This is a genomic window from Arthrobacter sp. ok362 (assembly GCF_900102785.1).
Taxonomy (GTDB): Bacteria; Actinomycetota; Actinomycetes; order Actinomycetales; family Micrococcaceae; genus Arthrobacter.
Genome location: NZ_FNGC01000006.1, coordinates 229,317 through 255,948 on the forward strand (window position 1 = coordinate 229,317; position 26,632 = coordinate 255,948).

Annotated in this window: 22 protein-coding genes; 18 read left to right on the forward strand and 4 right to left on the reverse strand. The window is 63.6% G+C overall.

The window, feature by feature from the left end; translation table 11 throughout:
- Positions 1-18 precede the first annotated feature (18 nt).
- The 9 genes from BLQ10_RS10275 (at position 19) to BLQ10_RS10315 (ending at position 8,435) form a co-directional block, all read left to right on the forward strand.
- Complete coding sequence (locus tag BLQ10_RS10275; protein ID WP_091561426.1) at positions 19-585, forward strand: Rieske (2Fe-2S) protein; 567 nt, start codon at positions 19-21, stop codon at positions 583-585.
- Entirely contained in the window at positions 582-1,670 is a 1,089-nt protein-coding gene (locus BLQ10_RS10280) for an amidohydrolase family protein (RefSeq protein ID WP_091561430.1), read from the forward strand. Before BLQ10_RS10275 ends, BLQ10_RS10280 begins: the two co-directional genes overlap by 4 nt.
- Positions 1,667-2,440, forward strand: coding sequence for an HpcH/HpaI aldolase family protein (locus tag BLQ10_RS10285; RefSeq protein ID WP_091561433.1), 774 nt, complete (start codon positions 1,667-1,669; stop codon positions 2,438-2,440). Before BLQ10_RS10280 ends, BLQ10_RS10285 begins: the two co-directional genes overlap by 4 nt.
- 33 nt (positions 2,441-2,473) lie before the next feature.
- Positions 2,474-3,448 carry a phosphotriesterase family protein gene (locus BLQ10_RS10290; RefSeq protein WP_091561435.1) on the forward strand — a complete coding sequence of 325 codons (975 nt, stop codon included), beginning with the start codon at positions 2,474-2,476 and terminating at the stop codon, positions 3,446-3,448.
- A 36-nt stretch (positions 3,449-3,484) separates the two neighbouring features.
- Positions 3,485-3,817: a 2Fe-2S iron-sulfur cluster-binding protein gene (locus tag BLQ10_RS10295; RefSeq protein ID WP_091561437.1), complete on the forward strand. Its 333-nt coding sequence runs from the start codon at positions 3,485-3,487 to the stop codon at positions 3,815-3,817.
- A complete protein-coding gene (locus BLQ10_RS10300) occupies positions 3,814-5,088 on the forward strand; it encodes an NAD(P)/FAD-dependent oxidoreductase (protein ID WP_091561440.1) in 1,275 nt (424 codons plus the stop codon). The genes BLQ10_RS10295 and BLQ10_RS10300 overlap by 4 nt, the downstream gene beginning before the upstream one ends.
- 457 nt (positions 5,089-5,545) lie before the next feature.
- A complete protein-coding gene (locus tag BLQ10_RS10305) occupies positions 5,546-6,256 on the forward strand; it encodes a GntR family transcriptional regulator (protein WP_091561441.1) in 711 nt (236 codons plus the stop codon).
- 1,075 nt (positions 6,257-7,331) lie between these two features.
- Positions 7,332-7,673: a hypothetical protein gene (locus tag BLQ10_RS22025; RefSeq protein ID WP_139164213.1), complete on the forward strand. Its 342-nt coding sequence runs from the start codon at positions 7,332-7,334 to the stop codon at positions 7,671-7,673.
- A gap of 102 nt (positions 7,674-7,775) precedes the next feature.
- Positions 7,776-8,435 (forward strand): SDR family oxidoreductase, encoded by a 660-nt coding sequence (locus BLQ10_RS10315; RefSeq protein ID WP_091561446.1) that lies wholly within the window; start codon positions 7,776-7,778, stop codon positions 8,433-8,435.
- A gap of 545 nt (positions 8,436-8,980) precedes the next feature.
- On the opposite strand, the gene BLQ10_RS10320 is transcribed toward BLQ10_RS10315, so the two are convergent.
- Entirely contained in the window at positions 8,981-11,563 is a 2,583-nt protein-coding gene (locus BLQ10_RS10320) for an ATP-dependent Clp protease ATP-binding subunit (RefSeq protein WP_091561448.1), read from the reverse strand.
- Between the two features lie 476 nt (positions 11,564-12,039).
- Positions 12,040-12,234: a hypothetical protein gene (locus BLQ10_RS22030; RefSeq protein ID WP_139164214.1), complete on the reverse strand. Its 195-nt coding sequence runs from the start codon at positions 12,232-12,234 to the stop codon at positions 12,040-12,042.
- Positions 12,235-12,831: 597 nt separating this feature from the next.
- Between BLQ10_RS22030 and BLQ10_RS10325 the strand changes: the two genes are divergently transcribed.
- On the forward strand, positions 12,832-13,734 hold the full coding sequence (locus tag BLQ10_RS10325; RefSeq protein WP_254785497.1) for an amidohydrolase family protein: 903 nt from the start codon (positions 12,832-12,834) through the stop codon (positions 13,732-13,734).
- A 649-nt stretch (positions 13,735-14,383) separates the two neighbouring features.
- Here the strand turns inward: BLQ10_RS10325 and BLQ10_RS10330 are convergent.
- Both BLQ10_RS10330 and BLQ10_RS10335 read right to left on the reverse strand, forming a co-directional pair.
- The gene (locus BLQ10_RS10330) at positions 14,384-15,442 is read right to left on the reverse strand and encodes a hypothetical protein (RefSeq protein WP_091561453.1); all 1,059 of its coding nucleotides are present in this window, start codon (positions 15,440-15,442) and stop codon (positions 14,384-14,386) included.
- A 121-nt stretch (positions 15,443-15,563) separates the two neighbouring features.
- Entirely contained in the window at positions 15,564-16,088 is a 525-nt protein-coding gene (locus tag BLQ10_RS10335; RefSeq protein ID WP_091561456.1) for a WxL domain-containing protein, read from the reverse strand.
- Positions 16,089-16,507: 419 nt separating this feature from the next.
- On the opposite strand from BLQ10_RS10335, the gene BLQ10_RS10340 reads away from it, so the two are divergent.
- The 8 genes from BLQ10_RS10340 (at position 16,508) to BLQ10_RS10375 (ending at position 26,630) form a co-directional block, all read left to right on the forward strand.
- The gene (locus BLQ10_RS10340; protein ID WP_091561459.1) at positions 16,508-16,729 is read left to right on the forward strand and encodes a hypothetical protein; all 222 of its coding nucleotides are present in this window, start codon (positions 16,508-16,510) and stop codon (positions 16,727-16,729) included.
- A gap of 1,028 nt (positions 16,730-17,757) precedes the next feature.
- Positions 17,758-18,969, forward strand: a complete 1,212-nt coding sequence (locus BLQ10_RS10345; protein WP_254785498.1) for an FAD-dependent oxidoreductase — start codon at positions 17,758-17,760, stop codon at positions 18,967-18,969.
- Complete coding sequence (torT, locus tag BLQ10_RS10350) at positions 18,966-20,114, forward strand: TMAO reductase system periplasmic protein TorT (protein WP_091561460.1); 1,149 nt, start codon at positions 18,966-18,968, stop codon at positions 20,112-20,114. The genes BLQ10_RS10345 and torT overlap by 4 nt, the downstream gene beginning before the upstream one ends.
- Entirely contained in the window at positions 20,114-21,769 is a 1,656-nt protein-coding gene (locus BLQ10_RS10355) for an amidohydrolase (protein ID WP_091561464.1), read from the forward strand. The genes torT and BLQ10_RS10355 overlap by 1 nt, the downstream gene beginning before the upstream one ends.
- Complete coding sequence (locus tag BLQ10_RS10360; protein WP_091561466.1) at positions 21,766-23,265, forward strand: sugar ABC transporter ATP-binding protein; 1,500 nt, start codon at positions 21,766-21,768, stop codon at positions 23,263-23,265. Before BLQ10_RS10355 ends, BLQ10_RS10360 begins: the two co-directional genes overlap by 4 nt.
- A gap of 35 nt (positions 23,266-23,300) precedes the next feature.
- Positions 23,301-24,296 carry an ABC transporter permease gene (locus BLQ10_RS10365; protein WP_091561469.1) on the forward strand — a complete coding sequence of 332 codons (996 nt, stop codon included), beginning with the start codon at positions 23,301-23,303 and terminating at the stop codon, positions 24,294-24,296.
- Positions 24,297-24,385: 89 nt separating this feature from the next.
- Positions 24,386-24,985, forward strand: coding sequence for a helix-turn-helix domain-containing protein (locus BLQ10_RS10370; protein WP_091561472.1), 600 nt, complete (start codon positions 24,386-24,388; stop codon positions 24,983-24,985).
- 163 nt (positions 24,986-25,148) lie between these two features.
- Entirely contained in the window at positions 25,149-26,630 is a 1,482-nt protein-coding gene (locus BLQ10_RS10375) for an NAD-dependent succinate-semialdehyde dehydrogenase (RefSeq protein WP_091561474.1), read from the forward strand.
- The last annotated feature ends 2 nt before the right edge of the window (positions 26,631-26,632 follow it).

Sequence of the window (26,632 nt, forward strand, 5' to 3'; positions counted from 1 at the left end):
GCAGAAAGCGAACACGAAATGAACGAAGCAACAGCTTCCGTCAAGAAACCCCAGAAGTTTGTGGTGGCCAGGGCAGAAGAGATACCACCGGGTAGCCGCCTCATCGTCGACGTCGGCGGCCGCGAAGTGGGCATCTTCAATATCAAAGGCTCCTACTACGGCATGCTCAACCGCTGCCCCCACGTCGGCGGACCCCTGAGCCAGGGACAACTCGTCAACTCCGTAACGGCCACAGTCCCCGGAAAAATCACCCTGGACGAATCACAGGATCTGCTCACCTGCCCCTGGCACAACTGGGAGTTCGACATCAAAACCGGGCAGTCCTATTGGGACCCCAAACACATGCGCGCCCGCCCCTTTACCGTGAACGTTGAAGCCGGCACGGACGTGGCAGAACAAGTCGACGGCGGAAGCGTGGGGCGAATCAAAGGCCCCTACCAGGCCGAAACGATCGAAGTGTCAATCGAATCCGACTACGTCGTTCTGTCGATGCGGCCCCAACGCCCCGGAACCGCCGCCAAACCCGGCGCCTGCGCACCCCCGCCCACTGCGACCACCGAAATGAAAGTAGAGGTCAGGCCATGACCACACCCCTTCTCGCCGGCATGAAACGCAGCACCCTGTGGACCGGCACTGTCATCGACTGCGACGTCCATGCCAACGTGCCCTCCATCGAGACACTCTTCGACTACATGGATCCCGTATGGGTCCAGGGGACCCAGGAACGCGGCTGGCACGGACCCACCGGCCCGCGCCTGAGCTACCCGCCCGGGGCCGCCACCACCGCGCGGGACGAATGGCGCCACGACGGCCTGATGCCCGCGTCAAAGCTGTCAATGCTCCAAAACGACATCCTTGATCCCTGGCAGGTCGACCGCGCCGTCCTCAACTGCTACTACGGCATTGACTCCCTGCGTCACCCCGACTGGGCGGCCGCACTGGCCTCCGCCGTGAACAACTGGATCATCGCCGAATGGCTGGACAAGGACCCCCGCCTCGTGGCATCACTCGTGATCCCGGCACGAGACCCGATCGCAGCGGCAGCAGAAATAGACCGCGTAGGATCCCACCCGGGCTTTGTCCAGGTCATGCTCCCAGTACGGTCAGAACGCCTGTACGGTCAGCGGATCTTCAACCCCATCTACGAAGCTGCCACCCGCAATGACCTCGTGATCGGGCTCCACTGGGGCGGCACTACAGAGGACGCACCCTCCCCGACCGGGTATGCCTCGTGGTACGCCGAGCAGTACGCGGCCGAAACCCAGGTCTACATTGCCCAGCTCACCAGCATGGTCTTCGAAGGGACATTCCAAAAGTTCCCCGCCCTGAGAGTCGCAGTCATGGAAGGCGGATTCAGCTGGGTCCCCACCTGGGGTTGGAGCATGAACAAGAAGTGGAAGGGCCTGCGTCGCGAAACACCGTGGGTCGACCGCCTCCCCCTTGAGATCATCAGGGACCACGTACGGTTCTCAGTGGCCCCCGCAGATCTCGGCTCGCCGGAACATTCCCAGCGGATCATTGAGTGGCTCGGCTCCGAAGACCTGCTCATGTTTGCAACAGACTATCCACACCGTCACGACGACGACATCGACGAACTCCTCGCCATCATCCCCGCCACGATGAAACCCAAGCTGATGTCCGAAACTGCCCGGGCCTGGTACAAACTGTGACCGTCTACAGCCATCCCAACAGGCTCAAAGCCATCCTGGCCGGCGGCGAGACGGCGGTGGGCTTCTCCTGCGCTCTGGGCAGCGCGCAGATTGCCGAAGAATTCGCCATGGCCGGATTCGACTTCATCTACATCGATCAACAGCACGGGCTGACATCCCAGGAAACCCTGATCGAGATGCTCAGGGCCGTCGCACGCAGTGAAACGACCCCTCTGGTGCGGGTCGCCGCCAATGACCCGGCACTCATTGGGACCGCCCTCGACGCGGGCGCGGAAGGCGTCATCGTGCCCATGATCAACAACGCGGACGAGGCCAGGCGCGCGGCGCAGGCCTGCCGCTACCATCCCCGGGGCATCAGGAGTTGGGGTCCGATCCGGGCGCGCTACGGCCTCGGACCGGATCCTCAAACCGTCAATCAGGAAGTGCTCTGCCTGGTCATGATTGAGACCAGGGAAGGCCTCATGAACCTCGAGGAGATCCTCGACACCCCAGGCGTCGACGGCGTCTACATCGGCCCCGCCGATTTGGGAGTGAGCCTCGGCGGCCAACCCCATAGCTTCGAACAGTCCAGTGACCCACTACAGATCGAAGCCATCGACAGGATCCGCCAAGCGTGTGCCAAAAGAGGCAGGATCGTCGGGCTCAGCGGTGACCCCGAGCATCTCGCCGCCCAAGGCTTCAACATGATCACCGCCGCCCTGGACTTCGCCATGATCCGCAAAGCCATCAGCGAAGTGCGCCGCCCGGCCACCGTCGCTGCAGGCCGCTAAGAAAAAGCCTCCAATCCTTTTGAAAGGCAAGCTATGACTACTGTCGAAACCGTCCGCGGTCCCGTTGCTGTGGAGGACCTGGGCACGACTCTGACGCACGAGCACCTGTTCACCAAAAACCCCGAACTGGAGCAGGACTACCCACATCCGGAGTGGGACGAAGAGAGACTGATCCGCACCGCTATAGATGGCCTCAACGCCCTCAGCGCCAAGGGCATCCGGACGGTAGTTGATCTGACCGTTCCGGGGCTGGGCCGCTACATCCCCAGAGTCCAGCGGGTGGCGGCCGAAACGGACATCAACATCGTGGTCGCCACAGGCTTCTACTCCTTCAAAGACCTCCCCATGTTCTACAAGATCAACGGCCCCGGCCTCATGGTGGACCGGGCCGAGCCGCTCGAAGAGTTCTTCATTAAAGACCTCACGACCGGCATTGCGGACACCGGGGTGAAGGCCGCCATGATCAAGATCGCCACCGACGAATACGGGATCACCCCGGACGTTGACCGGATCATGCGTGCCGCAGCCGTAGCCCACCAGGAAACCGGCGCGACCATCACTACCCACACACACGCCGAGGACTTCACCGGCAGGGACCAGCAAAAATTCTTCGAATCCCTCGGCGTGCCGATGGAACACCTCGTCATCGGTCACTGCGGGGACAGCACGGACCTAAGCTACCTCCGCGAGCTCATGGATAACGGATCAACGCTCGGCCTCGACCGGTTCGGAATGGAGCAAGTCCTGCCGGACGAACAACGGATCGACATGCTCGTCAAACTCTGCGAACTGGGCTACGCCGACAGGCTGACCCTCTCGCACGACGCCGGGTTCTTCAGCATCAACACGCCCCCGTCCTGGCGGGCCAAACACGCACCGAACTGGCACCACGCCAACATCTCGGACCGGATCCTCCCCGCCATACGAGAAAAAGGAGTGTCCGAAGAAACAATCCACCAGATCATGGTCACCAACGCGGCCCGGGTCATGGTCGGCCGCAGGGTCTGACCCCCAATTCCCGCACTATCAATTAGGAACGAAACGATGCCAAAAATCTTCTACCACCACCCGGGCGGCGCCACAGACGTCATCGACGCTGTCCCCGGCACCTCCGTCATGCGGGCCGCCATCACCAACGGGGTTGACGGAATCATTGGCGAATGCGGGGGCCAGGCGATGTGCGCGACCTGCCACATCTATGTGCGCGAAGACTACATCGGTGCGCTGCCGGCCATGAATGAGGACGAGGACGAAATGCTGGATGTCACCTCATCCCCCCGTGACGATGAACGTTCACGCCTCGCGTGCCAAATAAAAGTCGGACCGTCCCTCCAGGAGATCGCCATCGATCTTCCCCTCACCCAGGTGGAACCATGAGCCGCATCGTCATCATCGGAGGCGGACAGGCCGGCGTGCAATTGGCCGACTCACTCCGATCGGAAGGTTACCAAGGCGCCATTGACTTGTTCGCCGATGAACCTCACCTGCCCTACCAACGCCCCCCACTGTCCAAGGACTTTATGTCCGAGGAGGACGGTGCGAGCCCGCTGCCTCTCAGGGCCGGTACTTTCTTCGGCGATCGAGCAGTAGATTTCCACCAGGGAGTCGAGGTCACTTCCGTCGATCCCGTCGGACAAACCGTAGTCGCCAGTGACGGCTCCACCCTCTCCTACACGAAGCTTGTTTTCGCCACGGGAGCCCGCAACCGTGAAATATCCGTCCCGGGCTCCGAGTTGGTTGGAATTCGCTACCTCCGAACGCTCGATGACGCGAAGGCGCTGCAGGCCGAACTCGGCAGCGCCAAGCACGTTGTCGTCATCGGTGCGGGGTTCATTGGCCTGGAGTTCGCAGCGGCGGCCCGGAAACGGGGGCTTGATGTTACCGTTCTCGAATTTGGGCCTCGTCCCATGGGCCGCGTCCTTTCCCAGTTCATGTCAGGCTACTTCGCCGATGTGCACACAGATAGCGGTATCAATCTGAAATTGGGCGAAGGTATCGCCTCGCTGACCGGGGTCGAAGGAAAGGTCAGCGGAGCCGTCAGCACCAGCGGCACGGAGTACCCCGCCGATCTCGTCGTAGTCGGAATCGGGGTCCTTCCCAACAGCGAGCTCGCGGTACAGGCTTGCCTGGAAGTGGACAACGGAATCGTCGTAGATGCGTGCCTCCAAACCAGCGACCCGCACATCTTCGCCCTGGGTGACTGCAGCAGCTATCCCAACGTGCACACCGGGGCACGGATCCGTTTGGAATCGGTCCAGAACGCCACTGACCAGGCCAGAATCCTGGCCAAGACTCTGACCGGAAAACCCACACCCTACGAAGCCCTTCCGTGGTTCTGGTCCCAGCAGGGAGCAGTAAAACTTCAGATAGCAGGGATTATCCACTGCGACGACGAATCGATCGTGCGTGGCGAACCGGCGTCCGGCAAATTTTCGGTCTACTGCTTCAGGGACGGACGCCTCACCGGTGTGGAGTCGGTCAACAGCCCTTCCGAGCATATGGCCGCCCGGAAGGTCCTCGAACAACGGCTTCCACTTACACCCGAACTCGTGATGGATGCTGATTTCGACCCGAAGAGTTTTTCGAGGCAGTCGGCCTTCCTCAACCCGAATGACAAGGAAGGCCTTGAACGACCCGCGACGGTCTGAATGGCACAGGCTCATCGGGGTAAGGGTAAATGTCTGGAAGGGCGGCGCATTCCTCAGGACCGGGGTAGTTGAAATTGCCGCTGCGTCCGGAACCACCGCCTGGATAGCGGCTGACGGGATTGAATCAAGAATGATGATCGAAAAGGATGCCGGTTATGAACTTTCGACGCCCCACCCATAGACCACTTCCCGCCGGCGGCCTCACCGCCCAATCCGGCGCATTCCTCCAGGCGTTACACGCCACGGAGGACCATGCACGCTCGGCCGAGAGGATTGTCGTGCAGGAACCCGCGCCGCCCGTCCCCACCGAAGACAAAAAGTGTTTCCCATCCGGTGAGCTCACGTCTCTAGCATGGGAGGGCTGGTGGCACGACGAACCAACGCAGATAGCAGCCGGGTGAGCTTTTCTACAGGCAGCCCCGATAACCCAAACTGACGGCATGATAAAATATATTTTATGCAAAAGGGCCTCAAGCTTGAATTGATGGGTCAGGCGGTCGCAGCCCTAATCCGCGAACAAATCCTCAGCGGCGAAGTCAAGCACGGTGACGCGCTGCGGCTCGCCCCCCTTGCTGAAAAACTAGACGTGAGCATCACGCCGGTACGTGAGGCCCTACTGCAGCTAGCGCGAGACGGCTGGGTGGTACATCAGCCAAACCGAGGCTTCCGCGTAGTGCCCATACGCCGGGACAACGTGATCGATACGTACTTCATGTGGGCCACGGCTGAAGGCGAGCTCGCAGCGCGAGCGGCGTCCCGGTCCAACCCGGAGAGCATCCAAGTTCTACGCAAGATCGATTCTGAGCTACACAAACTCGACGACCATCACAGCAAATACGCCCTGGACCTCAACTCCGAACTACACACCGCCATCCACACCATGGCGGACGCCCCCAAATTGCTTTGGTTTGCCGAGGCAGCTCGGCGGCTTGTGCCCCTGCAGTTCGACTCATCCTTCCACTCCGTCCCGGGATGGGCCGAGATCAACCGATTCGGCCACACAGCAGTCATCGATCGGATCGAGTCTGGTGACTCCCCAGGTGCCAGAAAACTCATGTTTGATCATTTTGACAGCACCTGCAACTTGCTGGTGACGTGGCTGGATGGCTTGGATTTTTGGGAACCGGAGTCAGAACCACAGTCGCACCAGGTCATCGGAGACGGCTGACTCAGCGAGGCCGGGAACGCCAAAGGGTGAAGATATTGGCCGCCTCCTGCTGGGCCCTATCGAGGGCCGGCTTGACGTAGTCACTGCTATCGGGCAGCGGCTATAGGAGCCCGGAGAGTGGCCTGAGGGCGAGACAGGTCTTCGCCTGCTGAGCTTCCCGGCAAGCACCAAGGTTCACGTACCCATAATGGACCGAAGCTCCGGTCAGCCGTATTTGATCGGAGCTTCGCCAATTAATAGGCAAGAGCGTCACGACACCCGCTGCCCTGGTGTCATTCGAGGTTGGAGAAAAAAGGGGCCTGAGTGACCACTCGAGAAGTGTGACATTCACTCACAGTCGATTCCTTGACAACGTACGGGTCCGAGAAGAGCGCACGATGGACCCGCGCAGCTTCGGGTTCTGATATGTGCGGCAGTGGCGCATCGATAGCGGTCGTCATATCCATCAAATCTACGGTATGGCACGGCGGATTCGCCGGACCAAGGAAGTCGCGTTGGAAGGAGCGGCGTCAACGGTGCGCCGTTCCGTCTTCTCCGACGATGCTCGTAACGCCGATAATGGACCTTCTGTCTCCAGCGGCTGAGGGCGCCTGATGCTGCGGCTGACCGGAACTCCTTTTCCGTAAGGCACCTGATGTATGAATCAGACGAGCCTCACCTCTGCGACGTAGAGGCGGCTGATGGCTGCATGCCTTTGACTGGCAAATTTGGGCGTGTGTACATTGTGCACATTTCGGGCTGCGGATCGGGTCGTATGTGGATCGGATCGGGCGGGATTTCGCATGTTTCCGGGAGTCCAGGGTTGGCGGGGGAGGGAATGCAGTTCGAGTCCCACCTCGGGCACGTGTTTTCCCTGTTCAGGGGCTTGTGAGCCGCTGAATGTGTACAAATCTCCTTTATGGGCCCCTGCGGGGGCCCATTTTTGTTGGTGGCCGGTTACCTCCTTTCGTCTTCGGGTAGCGGTGTCGCGGGTTATCTGTTCATGGTGGGGAGGCCGCTAACTGCATGACCGGATGCTGGCTGGGGGAGTGGGGCAGTCTTGGCTGGTTTGCACTCATTGATGTCTCGACTGTTCATGGCTACTTACCCGGGTAAGCGCATGACCGTGGGCGGCTTGTTGGCGGCTTCTGTCCGGCGTGGCCGCGGAACCTGGCCGATCCGATCGGGGTGGCAATGGCTAAGCGTCGGCCCTGGCCGCATCCACCATCCGCGCGCTGCAGAAAGCCCTCGACCTGTCCGGGGACCTGCCAACGGTGCCGCCTCCAACGTGCCGGTCTGGTTCGACGGCAAGCTCCTCTACTCCAGCCAGCGGGTCGGGGCCGGGTGCACGACCCCGACCTTCGTGCAACTGGGCGCGGAGCACCCTCGGCAGGTGGGCGACAGCTATATCGACGACGTCGTAATCAATGCCACATAACCCGGTTGCGCTATCACTTTGGACGCCAGGCCGCCGGCCGAATCTGATAGCGCAAAGGGTGCCGGGATGCCGGGATGCCGGGACGTGGGACAGAATGGGTCTATGACCCGAATCGCAATCATCGGCGGCCACGGAAAAGTGGCTAGGGAACTCTCCAAGGTCCTGGCTACGGACGGGCAGGAGGTCACCGCCATCTTCCGCAACCCCGAACACGAGTCCGACGTCGCGGCAGCCGGCGCCACCCCAGTCGTCCTGGACGTGGAGAATGCGACGACGGCGGAAATCGCCGAGGCGCTCTCGGGTCACGACGCCGTCGTATGGTCGGCCGGTGCCGGCGGTGGAAACCCCGGGAGGACCTACGCCGTGGACCGTGACGCCGCGATCCGCTCGATGGACGCTGCTGCTCAGTCTGGCGTCGGCCGCTACGTCATGGTGTCCTATCTTGGAGCCGGACCGGACCACGGAGTGCCCCGGGACAACCCTTTCTTCCACTACGCGGAGGCCAAGGCCGCCGCTGACTCCTACCTCCGCGGCACCAGCCTGGACTGGACCATCCTCGGCCCCGGCGCGCTCACGGACAAGCCGGGCAGCGGCCTGATAGACGTCCACGTCAACGAGCCCTGGCAGGCTGCCGAAACCGCCCGCGCCAACGTCGCCCTCGTCGCTGCGGCCGTCCTGGAGCTGCCCGCCGCAATCGGCCGAACTATCGGGTTCCGCGACGGCAGCCAGCCCATCGCTGCAGCCCTGGAGGCGGTGGCCTAGCCCGTTCGGGGAAAGTGGGCGCAAGGAGCAGCTGGCACTCATTATGGACTGCTGCTCGCCACGGTGGTCGCTGAAAAGCATCACCGTCAACTACCACAACCTCAAGGAGTCCGCGGAGAACGGCACCTCGGGCGGATATCGCATGGCTTAAGGGTGGATTGCCGGCAGTTCACCGCTGAGGCAGCATACTTGACGCCCCATCCGGACCGTGCCGTGGCCGGCACATTCCGCCCCCTACCCGCACCGGCACTCTGCGGCGGCGCTAGCACCTTCCGTTTCAGCCATGCCGCAGGAGAGGGGGTCCAGCCGGCCGTTGCCGGATCCCCGCCCGACAGGGAGGGCACGACGATGAGACGTGCGGTGGCGCGGAAGAAAAGGACCGTGCGAGGCAATTCTCCCCGGCTCACCGCAACACGTAAATGTCTCCGCCCGGTCATAGCCGGCGAGCTCCTCGGCGACACCCGACGGCTTCGGCCGAGCACACAGGGTGGGCCTGTGTACCCGGCCGTGTACCGGATCCGCCCGCTGGCGGATCCGGAGGTGGCTTACGCCGCCAGCGGCATCTCCTCATGGCGGGCCTCGACGACTAGCGACTGCCCGTCGACCGAAACGGCCACCTGGCCGCCAGACTGAAGGTCCGACGCCACGAACAGATCCGCGATCCGGTCGTCCAACTCGCGCTGGATCACGCGGCGCATCGGCCGGGCTCCGTATTCGGGCTCGTAGCCGCGTTCGGCGATCCAGTCGACAGCCGTTTCGCTGACCTCGAGAGTGATGCCCTGGGACTGCAGACGGGCTTCCGTCTGGTTCAGCATCAGCCGAACGATCCGGCGCAGCTGCGCCTGGTCCAGCTTGCGGAACAGGACGATCTCGTCGATCCGGTTGAGGAACTCCGGCCGCATCGTCTCGCGCAGCCGGCCCAGCACCCGGTCCCGCAGCGCCTTCTCCGAGCCGAAGCCGTTGCCCTCGTCGGCCTTGGATACAAAGCCCATCGCGCCGCCCTTGCTGGCCAGGAACTCCGAGCCGAGGTTGGAGGTCATGATGATCACGGTGTTGCGGAAGTCCACCATGCGGCCCTGTCCGTCGGTCAGCCGCCCGTCGTCGAGCACCTGGAGCAGCAGATTGAACACATCCGGGTGGGCCTTCTCCACTTCGTCGAGCAACACCACGGAGTACGGCTTACGACGGACGCGTTCGGTCAACTGCCCGGCTTCGCCGTAGCCGACATAGCCCGGAGGGGCTCCGACCAGCCGGCTTACGGTGTGCCGTTCGCCGAACTCGCTCATGTCGAAGCGCACCATTGCATTCTCATCCCCGAACAACGACCCGGCCAGCGCCTTGGCGAGTTCGGTCTTGCCCACACCCGTCGGGCCGAGGAACAGGAAGCTGCCGACAGGCCTTTCCGCGTCCCCCATGCCGGTGCGGCTACGCCGGACCGCCTTCGCGATCAGCGTCACGGCGTCGTCCTGCCCGACGATCCGCTGATGCAGTTCCTCCTCGAGCCTGGCCAGGCGTTCCCGGTCGTCTTCTGTGAGCCGGCTGGTTGGGATTCCGGTGGACCGGGAGATGATCCCTGCGATCTCCGCTTCGCTGACAACGGCCTCGGCGCCTTCGGAAGCCTCAGGTGCACTGGAAATCGCAGCGGAGAGCTTCCCGTTCACTGCTTCGATCTCATCCCGCAGCCGCGAGGCCTCTTCATAGCGTTCCGCGGCGGCGGCGTCGTTCTTGGACATTTCCAGGGTTGCGAGCTGCTCGCGAAGAACAGCCACGTCGGTCTGTGAGCCGAGTTTGATGCTCAGCCGCGCACCTGCCTGATCGATGAGGTCAATGGCCTTGTCGGGCAGGAAACGGTCCGTCACGTAGCGTGCGGAGAGTTCAACGGCGGCGCGGATCGCCTCGTCGGTGTAGCGGACGCCGTGGTGTTCCTCGTACCGTCCGCGCAGGCCATCGAGGATCTGTACGGCCTCCTCGATGCTCGGCTCGCCGACCTGTACGGGCTGAAAGCGGCGTTCCAGTGCCGCATCCTTCTCCACCTTTCGGTATTCGTTCAAGGTGGTGGCGCCGACGAGATGAAGGTCACCACGGGCCAGGCGCGGCTTCAGGATGTTTCCTGCGTCCATGCCGCCTTCCCCCGCGCCGCCGGCTCCGACGACCGTGTGAAGTTCGTCGATGAACAGGATGATTTCCCCGGCGTGTGAACCGACCTCGTCCATCGCCTTGGTCAGGCGCTCCTCGAAGTCACCGCGGTACCGCGTTCCGGCCAACATGGCCGGCAGATCCAGGGCAATGACGCGCTTGCCGCGGAGCTGTTCGGGCACGGCGCCTGCGATGATCGCCTGGGCCAGCCCTTCGATGATCGCGGTCTTGCCCACGCCGGCTTCCCCGACTAGGACAGGGTTGTTCTTGGTGCGCCGGGCCAGGATCTCGATGGTCTGCTCGATCTCGGCGCTCCGGCCGATCACCGGATCCAGGCTGCCTTCACGGGCATGTGCCGTGAGGTCGCTGCCGTAGGTGTCCAGGGTCGGGGTGTCAGACCCGGCGGCACCCGCCTGCGACAGTCCGGGCTCCGCGCCGGTCGGCGTGGCCCCACGCCGAGCCGACTGCTCGCGCGGACCGGACTGCAGGGACTCCGGCGTCACCCCGGCCGCGGCGAGCACCTGCCCGGCCGGGGCCTCCTGGTTGACGACGAGCGCGAAGAACACGTGTTCGGGATCGATGTAGGTTGAGCCGAATGCCCGGGCAACCTGGTAGGCGTCGAGTAGGGCTCGCTGGGCCGACGGCGTCAGGGCCGGCGTCGTTTCCGCCCTGGCGGTTGCCTGCTCCGGGAGACGCTCCTCGGCCGCCGTGGCGATGGCAGCAGGTTCCGCGCCTGCGCGGCGGATGTAGTCGGCGGCCGGTTCCCTCTCGACCATGACACGCAGGACGTGCAGCGCGTCCACATGGATGTGACCGTGCTGCGCGGCGAACTGTGCGGCACGCGCGAGCACGTCATGGGTGCGCCGGCTCAGCAGCCGGGTGATGTCCATCGGATGCCCGGGGCCGGCCGCACGCTGGCCCTGCAGGTAACGGGCAAGGAATTCGTCGAACGAGCCGTGGCCGGACTCCGCCGGCCTAAAAAATTCAGCCATGAAACCTCCGTAAGAGAGTTGAGTGTACTTGACTCAACGTTGGAAAAACGGATTTATTCCCGGGGCATCATCGGGCAGGGTGCGGACCCGGGGGACTCGGGTTGCCCCGGTGCCTGGACGCTGCTGAGGTTCAGGGCGCAACCCCGAGCGAGGACGCTTGGCAGAGCGAGCTCGCCAGCATAGCGGAGGCGTGTTCGACGGATCGTACTCGCAGTCGGCAGCCTTGAGCGCGCCGGTTTGGCCGTCCGGGTTCTACCCCGGGGTCGTGACACGCGTATCGGACCGCTGCCATGCGGTCGACACGTACCGTGAACCCTGGGGAGGGCACATAGGTCCGGGACACGGGCCACGGAACACCATGCCGGTCAGGCGGCCCCCTGCAAAAGGTGGTTCGCGGACGGTCATTTGCTGCAGGACTTGCCGCTGGAGCTGCGTTCGTGCGGTTCTGAGCGCGGCTGTTGTGGCCGCGGCGGCCTTCAGGGCGGCGAGGGCGGTGCCGACCGAATCGATGATTCGGCGACTGCCGTGGGCAGCCAGATATTCACGCCCGCGGGAATAACCAGCAGGAACACCGCGAGTGCGACGGCGCAGCCGAGGGCGGGATCCACGCCGGGGGCAAGCGGCAGGGGAGCTGGATCGGTGCTGTCCTGGCCACCGCCGGGTGTGCACAATGTGCACGCCTGGGGCTTCGGATTCGGTTGTACTTCGTGCCGGACTGCGCCGGTTTGGTGAGAATTTCGGGGGAGTGACGGAATTTCAAGAGGAGGAACCCGGCTCGAGTCGCACCTCAGGCACAATGTTTCCGCAGTTCAGCGGCCTTCGGGCCGCTGAATGTGTGCCGCTGGCCCGGACGGGCGCTCGGGCTTCGCTCAGGTCATTGATCAGGTCCTTTGGGGGCGCCCAGAGCCGTAAGCGCCTTGCACGGCGCTGCCGGGTCCTGTTCGTTTGCTGCAGATCCGGACGCAGCCACTGATCTGCGCGGGCGGGTGGAACCGTTGCGCGATTGACCACCCTTGGCGGGACAGTTTGCGGGCGGGGTGTACGCGAAGCCAGGTTTCCTGTAGCTGTTTCGGATTTCTCGCAGCGCCGGTGCGGGCGGAAGGTGTCGCGGTGGGACGATGGCGCCGAGCGATAGCAGTGTCTCTCTACATATACTTAGCAGGGCAATGGCCCTGTCACGCCTGCGCAGGAGGCCTCCCGCCCTAGCGAGCTTCATCGGGTTGACAATGCTCTGGGGCTGATGGGATATGGAACGCAGGAGGTTCGTCTTGGCTGTAGCACCTGTACCGCGTCTAGACGCGGATGTCCGCCCGTACCTCGACTCGCTGGGCTTGCCGGGGATCATTGATCTGCATGTGCATTTCATGCCTTTCAAGGTGCTGGAGAAAGTGTGGCTGTTCTTTGACCGTGTTGCGGACAGCGGGGCTCCCCCTTGGCCCATCACCTACCGGGACGCCGAAGAGGACCGGGTGCGAACGCTGCGAGACATGGGAGTGAAGGCATTCACGACGCTGAACTATGCACACCGCCCCGGCATGGCGCAGTGGCTCAACGACTACTCAACAGCATTCGCCTCGACCCATGCTGACGCCATCCACTCTGCTACTTTCTACCCAGAGCCAGGGGTGGAAACCGTCGTCGCGCACAGCTTGAAACAAGGCGCTCGAATCTTTAAGGTACACATCCAGGTGGGAGGATTCTCACCCTTGGATCCTCAGCTTGCACCCGCCTGGGAGCTTATCCAGGACTCCGCTACACCGGTCGTCATCCACTGCGGCAACGGTCCGCACCCCGGAGAATACACCGGGCCTGAACCCATACGCGAACTCATCAAAAGGTACCCCTCGTTGACGCTCATCGTCGCGCACGCAGGCCTGCCGGAGTACCAGGAGTACGCCGACCTTGCCGCAAACAATCCTCACGTCTACCTCGACACCACCATGGTCGGCACCTCCTACATGGAACAGGTCGCCCCGATCCCGCCCGGATACCAGGACACCCTTGCCGGGCTGTCACACAAAGTCGTCTTCGGCACGGATTTTCCTTCGATTCCCTACTCCTACAGCCACCAGATTCAGGTACTCGAAGGCTGGGGACTCGGAAGCCAATGGATGAAAAATGTCCTCTGGCACACCCCGCAGGCACTCCTAAGGCTGGACCGGCTGCCCTAGCCGCGCCCTCGGCACGGGCGGGTACCTTTTGCGCATCGGTAGGCCAGGCGCATGGCATTGGGGGATGCGGCGCAGCCGCAGACAGTTCGGTCACACAGAGTGGTCTTGGATGCGTACGCGTTCATCAAGGGCTGGCTCATCGCCACCTCGCTCTGGGTGGGCGTGCTACTTCTCCTGGTGGCGGCAGGCTACGGCGTACCCGCCTCGCGGGACCGCACCGACGCCGGACACGTATGGGGCCTTTTGGGCATGACGATTCTTTATGGCTTCGGAGTTTCCCTGGTGGTCGCGGCGCCACTGGCCTGGGTGTTGGCCTATCTTCAGGTCCATGCCAGCCCAGGGGTCCGCCACCACCGGTGCCTCGGTCCGGGCTCACGGTTCCCTGGCCATGCTGGTCCGGACCCTGCCCTGGTACACCGGACCCCACCCGGAAACTTTGGAAGCATTCCTCAAGTCCTACAGCCCCGCCCCGAGGAACCAGCCGCACTGTATGCAGCGGAGCCAGTGGCTAACCCCCCGGGTCACGACGCAGGAGGCTCTGAGATGGCCAATGACATCGGACGTTTTGGGACAGCTCCCATCACCAGCGAATCAGAAAAACCTGTCGAAAGGCCGGCGGAGGAGCAGAAGCCCTATCTGAACTGGGGGCTCACTCGGCCAGGCTTGAGCGATCGCGATCGCGATTGCTGCCCCGGGTGCGAGGCAACGCAGCCGCAGCAGGGCTGCGACGCCGCCGGTGCAGTACCAGCCAGAATGCTACGAGGAGTGCTATGAAGAGTCCGGCCGCTATGGCGACCAGGAGCACCCATTGCGGGCCGTCGTCGTTGATCGGAGCGACAGGTTCACCCGGGCCCACTTCGGGGAACGCGACCGTCGCGGTGGCTTCGCGTTCGAGAAGGCCGCTCTTGAGTTTGATCTGAGCCGTCCAGGGGCCGTTGGGGAGTATTCCCGGAGGGGTGAAGACGACGGTCTGGGCATAGCCGGGTGCGACGGTCGCTGCTTTCGGGACGTTGAAAGGTCCGGCGGAAAGGCCTCCGGGTCCGGCGGTTAGGCTGAGTTCTCCAGTGATGTCGAGGGCCCGGCCGCCGGTGTTCGTGATCAGGGCGCTTAGCTGGGGGGATCCGTCCTTGCTGCGTCCGGCCGTCACGGAGGTGAGGGTGAAATCGGCGGGTTTGCCGTTGCCGGGTCCGACGGAGAGGTAGACGCGCACGCCGACCCTGTTGGCCTGCACGACGCCGCCCCTGTCTGCTGGGCTGCGTACCTCGGCCCAGATGGCGCCGTACTGTTCACTTTCCGGCGCGTCTGTCGGGACCTTGATCGAGGCCATGACCTCCGCTTGGCCGCCGGGGGCTAGGTCGACCTGTGGCTGGGCTATCTGGGTCCAAGGGGTGAGGTCATTCTTGACCGAGGCGTTATCGCCGATGAAGGCACCGTTGTCGATGTGTGCCGCCCCGGGGTAGATGCGGATGGTCTGCGGGGTGCGGGTGTTGTTCTCCACCCGGACCCGGCGATTGATCTCGGAGCCGGGCGCGAGTCTATCGACGATGTAAGTGCGTGCCCGGGGATCGTTCTGGACGCTGGCGGGGATGTCCAGCAGGCGTATCCCGATGCCGTCCGGCTGAGTCGGCGAAGGCGCGGTAGTGTCAGGGCTGGCCGCCGTGGTGGGAGTCACCGGGGAAGCCAGCAGGGTCATCGCGAACAAGAACATCAGGGAACGCAAGAATTGCCTCTGCTTGATTGTGGGGCTCAGGGTGTTGTGCCTGTGGGCGTCGCCTTCCCGGGTACCGGCAGCTTTCCGACCCGGGAAGGCGCTTGTTCGACCGAGTCGCTTAGAGCGAAGAGTGGGTCAGCGTGGCCGTGTACGTGTCAGCCAGCGCGTCGGCCGGGGCGAGGACGCTCAGGCTGGCGTTCCAGGTCGCGGTGTTGTTCCCGGACACTGCAGTCGCCGTTTGGACCGTCTTGGCCGTGGACAGGTTCGACGCGGGGGTTTCCACCACCGTCGCGGTACCGGTAACGGTGGCCGCTTCGGGGGTGTAGGTGGCTGCCGTGGCAGGGATGACGTTTGCCGCGTTAATGCCTACAAAGTCGGTCAGGGCAACCTGGGCCGACCAACCGGCCACGCCTGCCCGGTCGTCGGTGATCTGTACGCCGGCAAGGCCGACGGAGGCGCTGGCACCAGGCGTCACAGTTCCGAGAGCGGCGGTCGCAGGCGCCGAGATGGAGAGGGTGCCGACGGGGACCTCGACGGTGACTGTGCTGTCCGCCGTCGGCGCGGCAGACGCCGGCAGGGTGACGGAGCCGACGAGGGCTGCCGATACGGCAGCAATAAGGGATACACGGGAGATGGTGCGCATAGTTGAGACCTTTGCAAATAAAAGTGAGTGACCGCCAAGGCACTATTCGGACAACGGCCTTGCCCGCGGGGCGCGCGATCTGATTTGTCCCCCACGGTCTCTGTCAAAGCTAACAAGGCTGCTCCTGCCCGGAACGGCCGCACGCTCCTTTGTGCACAGACTGGCCGATTTATCATCCACGTCTGCACGAAATCGACCTCCACGCCGTCGTCTCCCAACGTGGCCAGCCGTAAGATTTTGAATTCAGGACAGACCCAGCAACTGCTGGTTCCTCAGTACGTCCGGGCAGCACCGTCCCGGATACGGAGAGCCTTCGAAACCACACGGAAGTCATTGAAACCTCACATGGCGCCCTGATCCACCCGAGAGAGCGGCATGTCGGCTGGATCCCGACGAACATAGAGAGCAGGAACGGCAAAATGATCACGACCAATGAGACCGGGCGTATTTATCGCGTCACGGGCGACAGCCCACATATCGTTGGCGCCGGCTTGAATGCGGCCGTCGAGTTGGCCCAACAACCCGCCATGGGGGAGGGCAAGCACGGTGTCCTCGTCGAGCGGCATGGGCCCGCGTCCTTCACTGTGGCTGTGCGCGGCTATGTTCCCTACGGAATCACCCAGGAACGCGAGCACCCCTGACACATCTCTGGACATCAATGACCGCCCAGATCGCCGAGGATAGCAACGGTGGAGAAAACCGGGGGAGTCCGGTTGCCCCAAATGGATCCGGATACCCGGCTACTGACGCAGCCCCGTCGTGGGCGCGCACCCAAGAAAGTCGGCGAACGAACCCATGATTGATGAATCTGACAAGTCGCGAAAGACAGTGCTAGTGGACTGGCTTGCATATCCGGTCCTGATCGATCCCGGGGAAGGACAAGCTGTTGGCAGAACGACAAAGATTTCCGGCACTTCGTGCGAGCTCTCCCGATCACGCCGCGTCCACCTCCGATGATGGCGAAACCATCCAGGGAGGCGGGGTATTGGCCGCGGGGCTGGCAACTGTCCCGGCCGGAAGTCGCGTGCGTCTGCAAAGCTGGGGTCGGTCGGCGCTTAGCGGTTCCTGGATGAGTGGATGCCCGACGGCTCCGCTTTCTGGATCTGGCTGGATGATGGAGCAGGGCGGCGTCTTATCCATGAGGACGACGGCGTCGAGGTAGTCGCATAGTCCCGGCCTCACGCTCAAGGTCTTTGAATAGCCGCGGTCCGGCGGTTCGGTGCCGCAGCTGCCTCCCGGAGACCCCGGAGTAGGTGGACGTGCTTCATTGCCGGTACTGCCGCGCCAGCGCCCAATCCCGGTCGAGGCCGTCGGCCGCGGCCCTCCAAATCTACGGCCGCACGGCACCTGCCCTTGCCGGCGAGGCAGCCATTTCCGACCTTCGATTCCGGGTTAGCGGATGGTCCCAGCAGTGCCCTCAACTGGTCAGTCGCCCCGGTCAGCAAGGAATGGTGCTTGGGAATGGCGTTTCCCTGGCCTGCACGACCTACGAACCGGCGGAGAGGACGCTTTGAACCGACGTTCCGTGGCGCGACTTGCCGGGATGACTTGTTTCCCGGAGAGGCAATCACTCAAAGAAGATGATGTCTGAATTAAAAAACTTTGATCAGATCTAAGAAAAGTATTGCGGATCACAGTTTTTGGAAATAGCATCGCCAAGAGATCTGAAGTGCAGATCCAAATCAGCGACGGCAAAGGAGCCATCTACATGCATATCGAAATCGCCGGTGCCGGGCTGGCGGGGCTGACCGCGGCGGCAGCGTTCGGCGCGGCCGGGTGTTCGGTCCGGGTACACGAAAAAGGTTCCAACCTCCGGGAGATCGGGGCCGGAATCTACCTGTGGGAAAACGGCCTTCGGGCCCTCGAAGCAATTGGGGCTTACGACGAAGTCGTCTCCCGGGCCGAGAAGGTTGAAGTTCCATTCCTGCGGGACCACGACGGCAGCACCCTCCAGGACGAGTGGCTGCGGAACCACCGCCTTTACACTGTCGGACGGCGGCACCTTTACCAGAGTCTTCTCAACGCGGCCCACCGCCAGGGTGTGGAGATTGTCACCGATTCGTCGGTCACCGGGGCCACCCCGAACGGAACGCTGACCACGGCCGACGGCCGGGAGTACCGGGCTGACCTGGCCATCGGGGCCGATGGCGTATTCTCCAAGGTCCGGGATTCCCTCGGCCTTCGCCAGAAACTTGTGGATCTGCGCGACGGCGGCGGCCGGCACCTTATCCCACGAACGGGCGACGATCCGGTCCACCAGACCATCGAGCAGTGGAATGGTGGCCGCCGCATCGGCATCATCCCGTGCTCACCGGACGAAACATACGTCTTCCTCTGCTGCCCTGCAAACGACATTGAGGGCCGCAAACAGAATCCGTTCAACGCTGCCACGTGGATCGAAAGCTTCCCGGAGTTCCGCTCCCAGCTGGAGCGGATCCCCTTCGACACCGAAGGACGCTGGGCGCCCTTCCACGATGTACACGTCAGCCAGTGGTACAGCGGGCGGACGGTGCTGGTGGGGGACGCCGCCCACGCTATGTCACCGAACCTAGGTCAGGCGGCCTGTGTTGCCATGACCAATGCCGTGGCCCTTGCTATCTCGGTCACAAACAGCAGCAGCATCGATTTCGCCCTTGGATCGTGGCAGGAAGGCCAGCGCGAGATGAGCGAAGGAGTCCAGCGCTACTCCCGCGTCTATGGCAAGGTCGGCACCATGTGGCCCAAGGGTTTGCTGGACGCACGGTCCGCCCTGGTCAGGAAGCTCACAGCGTCCCGCCGAGTGCAGGGATCCATCAACTTCGCGGCCGAACGTTTTCCCGCCGGCCAGATCCAGCGCATCGACACCCCCGTCGGCGTCGTCCGTGAGGACGTGCTCGCATGAAGCCCCGGAAGCTGAAAACACTCGCCCTGGCCACCGTCGGTCTTCTCCTGCTCTCCGGGTGCGCAACGGCAAGCGCCGAGGCCGAGCCCGTCAGCGGCGAATCCTGGTCCGTGCCCGCGCTGCTCACGAACTGCAAGTCCCCCAAAGTGGACCCCCGTGGCTGCACAGGGCCGAACACCCCCGGGACCTACACGTCCCTGAGCCGGGGTGAGATCACCAAGCCCTGGCGCATCTGCTCCGTGTTGCCCCATCTGAAGGACCCGACCTGGGTGGGAATGAACTATGGTCAGGCCACGCAGGCGCGGCAGCTGGGCGTCTCCCTGACCACCACGGATGCAGGGGGCTACGAGAACGTTGCCCAGCAGGTGACGCAGGTGGAGGACTGTGTCAGCTCCGGCGTGAACGCGGTGCTGCTGAGCGCGGTGAGCAACGAGTCGCTGAACCCTGCCATCGCCAAGGCGAAGAAGCAGGGTGTAGCAGTGGTCGACGTCGGGAACGGAGTCTCCTCGCCAGAGGTGGACGCCCGCGTTCTGCAGGACTACGTGGACATGGGCAAGATGATCGGCACCCATCTGGCATCACTGAAGAAGCCGCTGAAGGTGGCGCTCCTGCCGGGACCGGCCGGGGCAGGGTGGACGGAGCGGTCCCGGAAGGGATTCGAGGCAGCCGTCGCAGGCTCGGCCGTCGAGGTCGTGGATGTCAAGTACGGCGACACAGGCAAGGAGGTTCAGCTGAAGCTCGTGGAGGACACCCTGTCCGCCAACCCTGGCATCGATGCAATCGTCGGCACAGCGATCACCATGGAAGTCGCGGCAACGCTCCTGGCCGAGCAGGGTAAGGCCGAGGACATCGGACTGTACGGCACGTACGTGACCCCGCAGGCAGTTGAACTCATCAAGCGCGGGCAGGCGAAATGCGCTCCGTCGGAACAGTCCAGCCAGATCGGCAAGATCTCCGTGGACCTCGCGGTGCGCACGCTCGAGCATAAACCGCTGGACAAGGAAATCCAGCGCTACGCCCCGGAGCCCCTCTTGATCTGCGGACCCAAGGAAGACGGTTACGATAACACCTCGAAATTCGATGCCGCCGGAAGCTTCGCCCCTCAGGGATGGTCACCCGCTTTCAACGTGGAAGCGGGCAATTGATGGGTGCAACTACCTTTGCGCTGACCGGCAACGTCGTCACCATGACCGCGGCGCCCAACGCACGCGTCGTTTACGTCGAAAACGGCAAAATCGCCGGCGTCGGTGACGACGCCTACGCTGCCGAACTGCAGCGGAACGGCGTCACCATCCACGACCTGGGCGGGCGGACGATCCTTCCGGGATTCATTGACCCTCACGTGCATTTCGCCCAGTACGCGGCAGGAACGCACCGGGGCATCGACTGCCGCGTGCCGGCGTGCAAAACCATCGCGGACGTTCTCGATGCCCTGCGGACGGGGCTGAACGAGGGCCGGACCGTGGGTGACTGGCTTATCGGATACGGCAACTTGTTCTTCGATCAAAAAATCGCCGAACGCAGGCTGCCGACCCGCCTGGAACTGGATTCGGTCAGCAGGACGACTCCAATTGTCCTGCACTGCGGCGGCCACGTGTCCGTGCTCAACACACCCGCCTTGGCCTTGGCCGGGGTGGAGCGCTTCATCACCGGCGGTGAAGGCCTGTGGGGCAGTCCTGTGGTCCACCTTGACGACGCCGGCCAGCCGACCGGCGTTGTTGCGGAGATTGACGGCCTGCTGCCGATTCCGGAAAGCAGCGTCGAGGAACTGACGCGCTTCTATTCCGGCACCTTCCGCAGCGACTTCCTCGCGCATGGCGTTACGTCAATCGGCGAAATGGCCGAATCAGCACGCAGCGTGGAGGCGCTGGATGCGGCGGTCGCGGATGGCAGTCTCGACGGGCGGATCGCGCTCTATGCGATGGCGCCGTCGCTGCTCCCTGTCGCGGCGGCGTGCGACTGGGCAGCCGGTTTTTCCTCACGCAGCGGGCCCGAGCGGGTCTGGGCCCGGGGCGTCAAGGTGTTCGCAGACGGGGGATACTCCGCACGGAATGCGGCCAGCCTCGACGACTACTCCCGTGACCACAGCCCCCGTCCGGGATACAGGGGCAAACTCAATCTTTCCCGCGGAGCACTGATGGAAGCCATCAGAACTGCACGCCACAAAAACGTGCAGATCGCCATCCATACCAACGGCACCAGGGCGCAGCGCGAAGCGATCGAGGCCATTCTCGCCGTAGGCGACGCCCACGGCCACCCGCCGGTGCGCATCGAGCATCTGGGCAACGTGCTGGACTCGGTGGAGGAGATCGCAGCATGGCGCGCGGCCAACGTGATCCCCGTGATGCAGCCGGGCTTCCTGCACAACTTCATCGGTGACTACCTGCCCATGCTTTTCCCCGCAACGGGCAGCACGGGAAGGCTTCCGCTGCGGACCGTGCTGCACGAAGGCGTATCGCCTGTCATCAGCTCAGATATCACCCTTGGCGGAGAGCCGGGAGCGACGAATCCCTTGCATACCATCTGGTCGGCGGTGTCCCGAAGGAGCTACTGGGGGAACCATATCGAACCGGAAGAATCGATCTCGGTGGCACAAGCTCTCAGGCTGCACACCATCGAAGCCGCGAAGGTCATCGGGCTCGACCATGTGGCCGGTTCCCTGGAGTCCGGAAAGGCCGCAGACATGGTGGTTCTGGCCAAGGACCCGCATACCGTTCCCGAAGCAGAGTTGAAGGACATCCGTGTGGAACGCACCTATGTCAACGGAGTTCTGGCGTATTCAGGCGGTGAGGAGGCATGACCGCCGCCAACCCGCTAGTGGCCATCCGTAATGTGAGCAAGAAGTTTCCCGGTGTCACAGCACTCAGCGATGTCTCGTTCGAGATCAAGCGCGGCGAAATCCATGCGCTCATGGGCGAGAACGGCGCAGGCAAGTCGACGCTGATCAAGATTCTCTGCGGAGTTCACAAGGCTACGACAGGATCTGTAGCACTGGACGGTGCGGAGACAGTCTTCGACCGCCCCCAGGACGCCGAGAAGGGCGGGATCCGGACGGTGTTCCAGGAACTGAACATCGTTCCGCAGCTTTCGGTGGCCGAGAACATCTCCCTCGGTTCGCTGCCCCTTAAATCCGGACTGGTTGACCGAAAGAAGATGCTCAAGCGCGCCGCCGACGCCCTGTCCGGGTTGGGGGCACACCTGCCGCTAGAAGCCCGTGCCGGTGACCTGCCGCGTTCCTCCCAGCAGCTGATCGAGATCGCCCGGGCACTGATGGGTGAAGCGCGGCTCCTGATCCTAGATGAACCCACGGCTTCGCTGGGGGAGAACGAGAGCCGGCAGCTGATGAACATCGTGACCGGGCTGGCCCGGCGAGGTGTCGCCATTCTCTATGTCACGCACCGCATGCATGAAGTGGAGGCAATTGCTGACCGCGTCTCGGTCCTCAGAGATGGAAAGTTCATCGAGACCCTCGATGCCCCGATGGACGAAGCCGTCATCGTCGAGAGGATGATCGGGCGACCGGCGAGCTCGCTCTACCAGCACTCGAGACGGGATCCTGGCCGCGAACTCCTCACGGTTTCCGGGCTCGACAGCGCAACGCTGCGCGATGTTTCAATGAGCGTGCGCGCGGGTGAGGTCGTCGGCGTCGCCGGCCTGCTAGGGTGCGGGAAATCAGACCTCGCCCGGGCGTGTTTCGGGCTTCACGCGATTCAGGACGGTGGCATTGAGCTCGACGGCGAGCAGATCGCCAAGCCATCACCGTCAGGAATGCTGGAGCGCGGGCTCGTCTATTATCCTTCAGACCGCAGGACCGAGGGCCTCGTTTTGGGCCGGCCGCTCTTCGAATCCATGACCATGGGTTCCCACGGGCCCGCGCAGATCTCCCGGAAAGGCTTCCTGAGGACGCAGAAGGAATCTGAGCTGGCCCACAGCATCGCCGAGGAGTTGGACCTGCGGCCCATGCAGCTTGACCGGGTGTCCGGGAAGTTCTCGGGTGGCAACCAGCAAAAAGCCGTTCTGGCCAGGGGCCGGCTGCGCCTGGCGAAAGTCCACCTGTTCGATGAACCGACGGTGGGAATCGACGTCGGAGCGAAGGCGGATGTCTACCGTCTGATCGACAACTATGCCGATGCCGGCCACGGCGTGGTGGTGATCTCCTCCGACCTGACGGAGATCATCGGCATCAGCGACAGGGTCTACGTGATGCGCGAAGGCCGCATTGCCGCCCACCTGGCCGGCAGCGACATCACCGAAGAAAACATTGCCAGGTCATTCTTCGCCGCAGCCCCGGCGTGAGCCCTCACTTCCCTACCTCTTAAGGAGCGAAACCCTTGACCACAACACTAAGTCCAGAACGCACAGCAGGCCCGGCCACCGCCCGGCGCAGCATGCAGTTCATCCTGACCACCGGCCTCCTGCCCGCCCTGCTGATCCTGATGTGCGTTGTCTTTGCCATCGTGGAACCGCGCTTTGTGGACGGCCCAAACCTGCTCAATGTTGCCCGCCAATCCGTTTTCCTCCTCCTCATCGCGATGGGGCAGATGATCGTCCTGATCAATGCCCAACTAGATCTGTCAGTGGGCGCAACGGTCGCACTGACAAGCGTGGTCGTGGCCTCCGTGACCGCGGCAAGCTCCGGCGGACCCGAAAGCGTCCTGCTGGGATTGGGAGCCGGGCTCCTGCTCGGCGTCGTGATTGGACTGTTGAACGGCTGCATCGTCGCTTTCTGGAAGGTTCCATCCTTCATGGCCACGCTCGGTTCCACCTCTGTGCTGACAGGCCTGGCACTGATCATTTCCAAGGGCGCCCCCATCATCGGGCTCCCGATGATCTTTTCCGACGTGCTGGCCACGTCCTCCGTTCTGGGGATTCCAGTGCCGGTGCTCCTGGGCGTCGTTATCGCCGTGGGAATGGGAGTCTTCATGTCCCGCACCGTGCCGGGACGCAACATGTACGCCGTCGGAGGCAACCGGACGGCGGCGCTGGTGGCGGGAATCAACGTGAAGAAAACGGTCATACTGGCCTTCGTCCTGTGCTCGGTCCTCGCTTCCCTGGCCGGCATCCTCCTCACAGCCCGCGTGGGCTCGGGAGAAGCGTCGCTGGGTGCGAGCTTCGTGATGCTGTCCATAGCCGCTGCGGTGCTCGGCGGCACGTCGCTCTTCGGCGGCGAAGGCGTCCTGTGGCGCGTCGTACTCGGCGTCCTCTTCCTGGGCGTGCTGAGCAACGGCATGAACCTGCTCCACGTCTCCAGCTACATTCAGGAACTTGTCATTGGAATCGTCCTGATCGCGGCCGTGGCAGCCGAAAGACTCAAGAGAGTGGCGTGAGGGTCTCCGTTCCAGCACAATCCCACTGATATGGTCATGTACTGACCAGCCGCCATCCGGCAGGCACAATCCGCGAAGGAGCATTCGGCATGGAAGACGCGGAGCCTACCGTCAACTCCGGAGGCACCCCCGCCACCACATCCCCGGGCCCGAGTATCCGTAAAATCCGCAGATCCAAGGACATGACCCTTCTCGAGCTGGCGCGTCAGACAGGGCTTTCGGAAGGGTTTATCTCCCAGGTCGAACGGCAAAAGGCCAACCCATCCTTCTCGTCACTGCTGCGGATAGCAGGGGCGCTAAATGTTCCCATGTCGCTGCTGCTCGCCGAATCTGATGAAACAAATTTGGCAGCAAATCCCGCACCCCGGACCCTCGTGAACCACCCGTCCGGCGTTTACCGGGACCGGCTGGTCACACCTGCGAACGCGAAAACGATCCAGGTCATAGAAGCGGTCCTGGAGCCCGGAGAAGGCTCACGAGTGGCACCCTACGCGCACCCAGACGAGGAAGAATGCCTCGTAATGCTGGACGGGAAACTCGAGCTCCAATCAGGACAAACCGTCTACAACCTGCAGGCAGGCGAATCCGTCCTGATCGACCCCGGAACGCCGCACTCTTACCGGAACCCGGGGTCAGTGCCGGCCCGCTGGCTTTGGATCTCGGCAACACAGGCCGCTCACCGGCATTAGGTACCAAGCTTCGCTGCGGGCGAATGACCCTCTAGTCGGGCCGGATCGCTACCGGATACACCACGTACTCACAAATACGGCTGCCCAAATCCGGGGGTTGGGTCTGACTACAGAAATCCCTCGCGCCAACCCGGCGCTACCAAGGAACCCATTAAGGAGAAGCATGTCTACGACCGTAGAGCGTGAGAACGAAATATTGGCGTCCGTTCCGACGGGCCTGCTGATCAACGGTGAGTGGCGTCCGGCCGCTTCCGGCAAGACCTTCGACGTCGAGGACCCGGCCACCGGAAAGGTCCTGCTCAGCATCGCCGACGCCGGTCCCGAAGACGGCGCCGCCGCCCTGGACGCGGCCGCGGCCGCGCAGGAGTCCTGGGCGAAGGTCCCGCCCCGGGAGCGCGGCGAGATCCTGCGCCGGGCCTTCGAGATGGTCACGGCCCGCGCGGAGGACTTCGCGCTGCTGATGACTTTGGAGATGGGCAAGCCGTTGGCCGAGGCCCGCGGCGAGGTCACCTATGGTGCGGAGTTCCTGCGCTGGTTCTCCGAGGAGGCCGTGCGCGCCTTCGGCCGGTACTCGGTGTCCCCGGACGGGAAGTCCCGGCTGCTGGTGACCAAGAAGCCGGTGGGCCCGTGCCTGTTGATCACGCCGTGGAACTTCCCGCTCGCGATGGCGACCCGCAAGATCGCCCCCGCGGTCGCGGCCGGCTGCACCATGGTGCTGAAGTCCGCGAACCTGACCCCGCTGACCTCCCAGCTGTTCGCGGCCGTGATGGTCGAGGCCGGGCTGCCCGCCGGTGTCCTGAACGTCATCCCGACCTCCACCGCCGGCGCCACGACCGGTCCGCTGATCAAGGATCAGCGGCTGCGGAAGCTGTCCTTCACCGGTTCCACCGAGGTCGGCCGCCGGCTGCTCGCGGACGCCTCCGAGACCGTGCTGCGGACCTCGATGGAGCTCGGCGGGAACGCCCCGTTCGTGGTGTTCGAGGACGCCGACGTCGATGCCGCCGTGGCCGGGGCGATGCTGGCGAAGCTGCGGAACATGGGCGAGGCCTGCACCGCGGCGAACCGGTTCATCGTGCACGAGTCCGTCGCCGGGGAGTTCGCGGAGAAGTTCGCCGCGAAGATGAAGGGCATGACGACCGCCCGCGGGACCGAGGCCGGGTCCAAGGTGGGCCCGCTGATCGATGCCAAGAGCCGGGACAAGGTCCACGAGCTCGTCACTGACGCCGTCGCCGCCGGCGCGGTCGCGGTGACCGGCGGCTCCGCGGTGGAGGGCCCGGGCTACTTCTACCAGCCCACCATCCTCACCGGCGTCACCGAGGGCACCCGGATCCTGTCCGAGGAAATCTTCGGACCCGTCGCCCCGATCATCACCTTCGGCACCGAGGACGAGGCCATCCGGCTCGCGAACAACACCGAATACGGGCTGGTGGCCTACGTCTTCACCCGGGACCTGAACCGCGGCATCCGGATGGGCGAACGCCTGGAGACCGGCATGCTGGGCCTGAACGCAGGCGTCGTCTCCAACGCCGCCGCCCCGTTCGGCGGCGTCAAGCAGTCCGGCCTGGGCCGCGAAGGCGGCCTCGAGGGCATCGAGGAATACCTCTACACCCAGTACATCGGCATCGCCGACCCCTACGCCGGCTAACC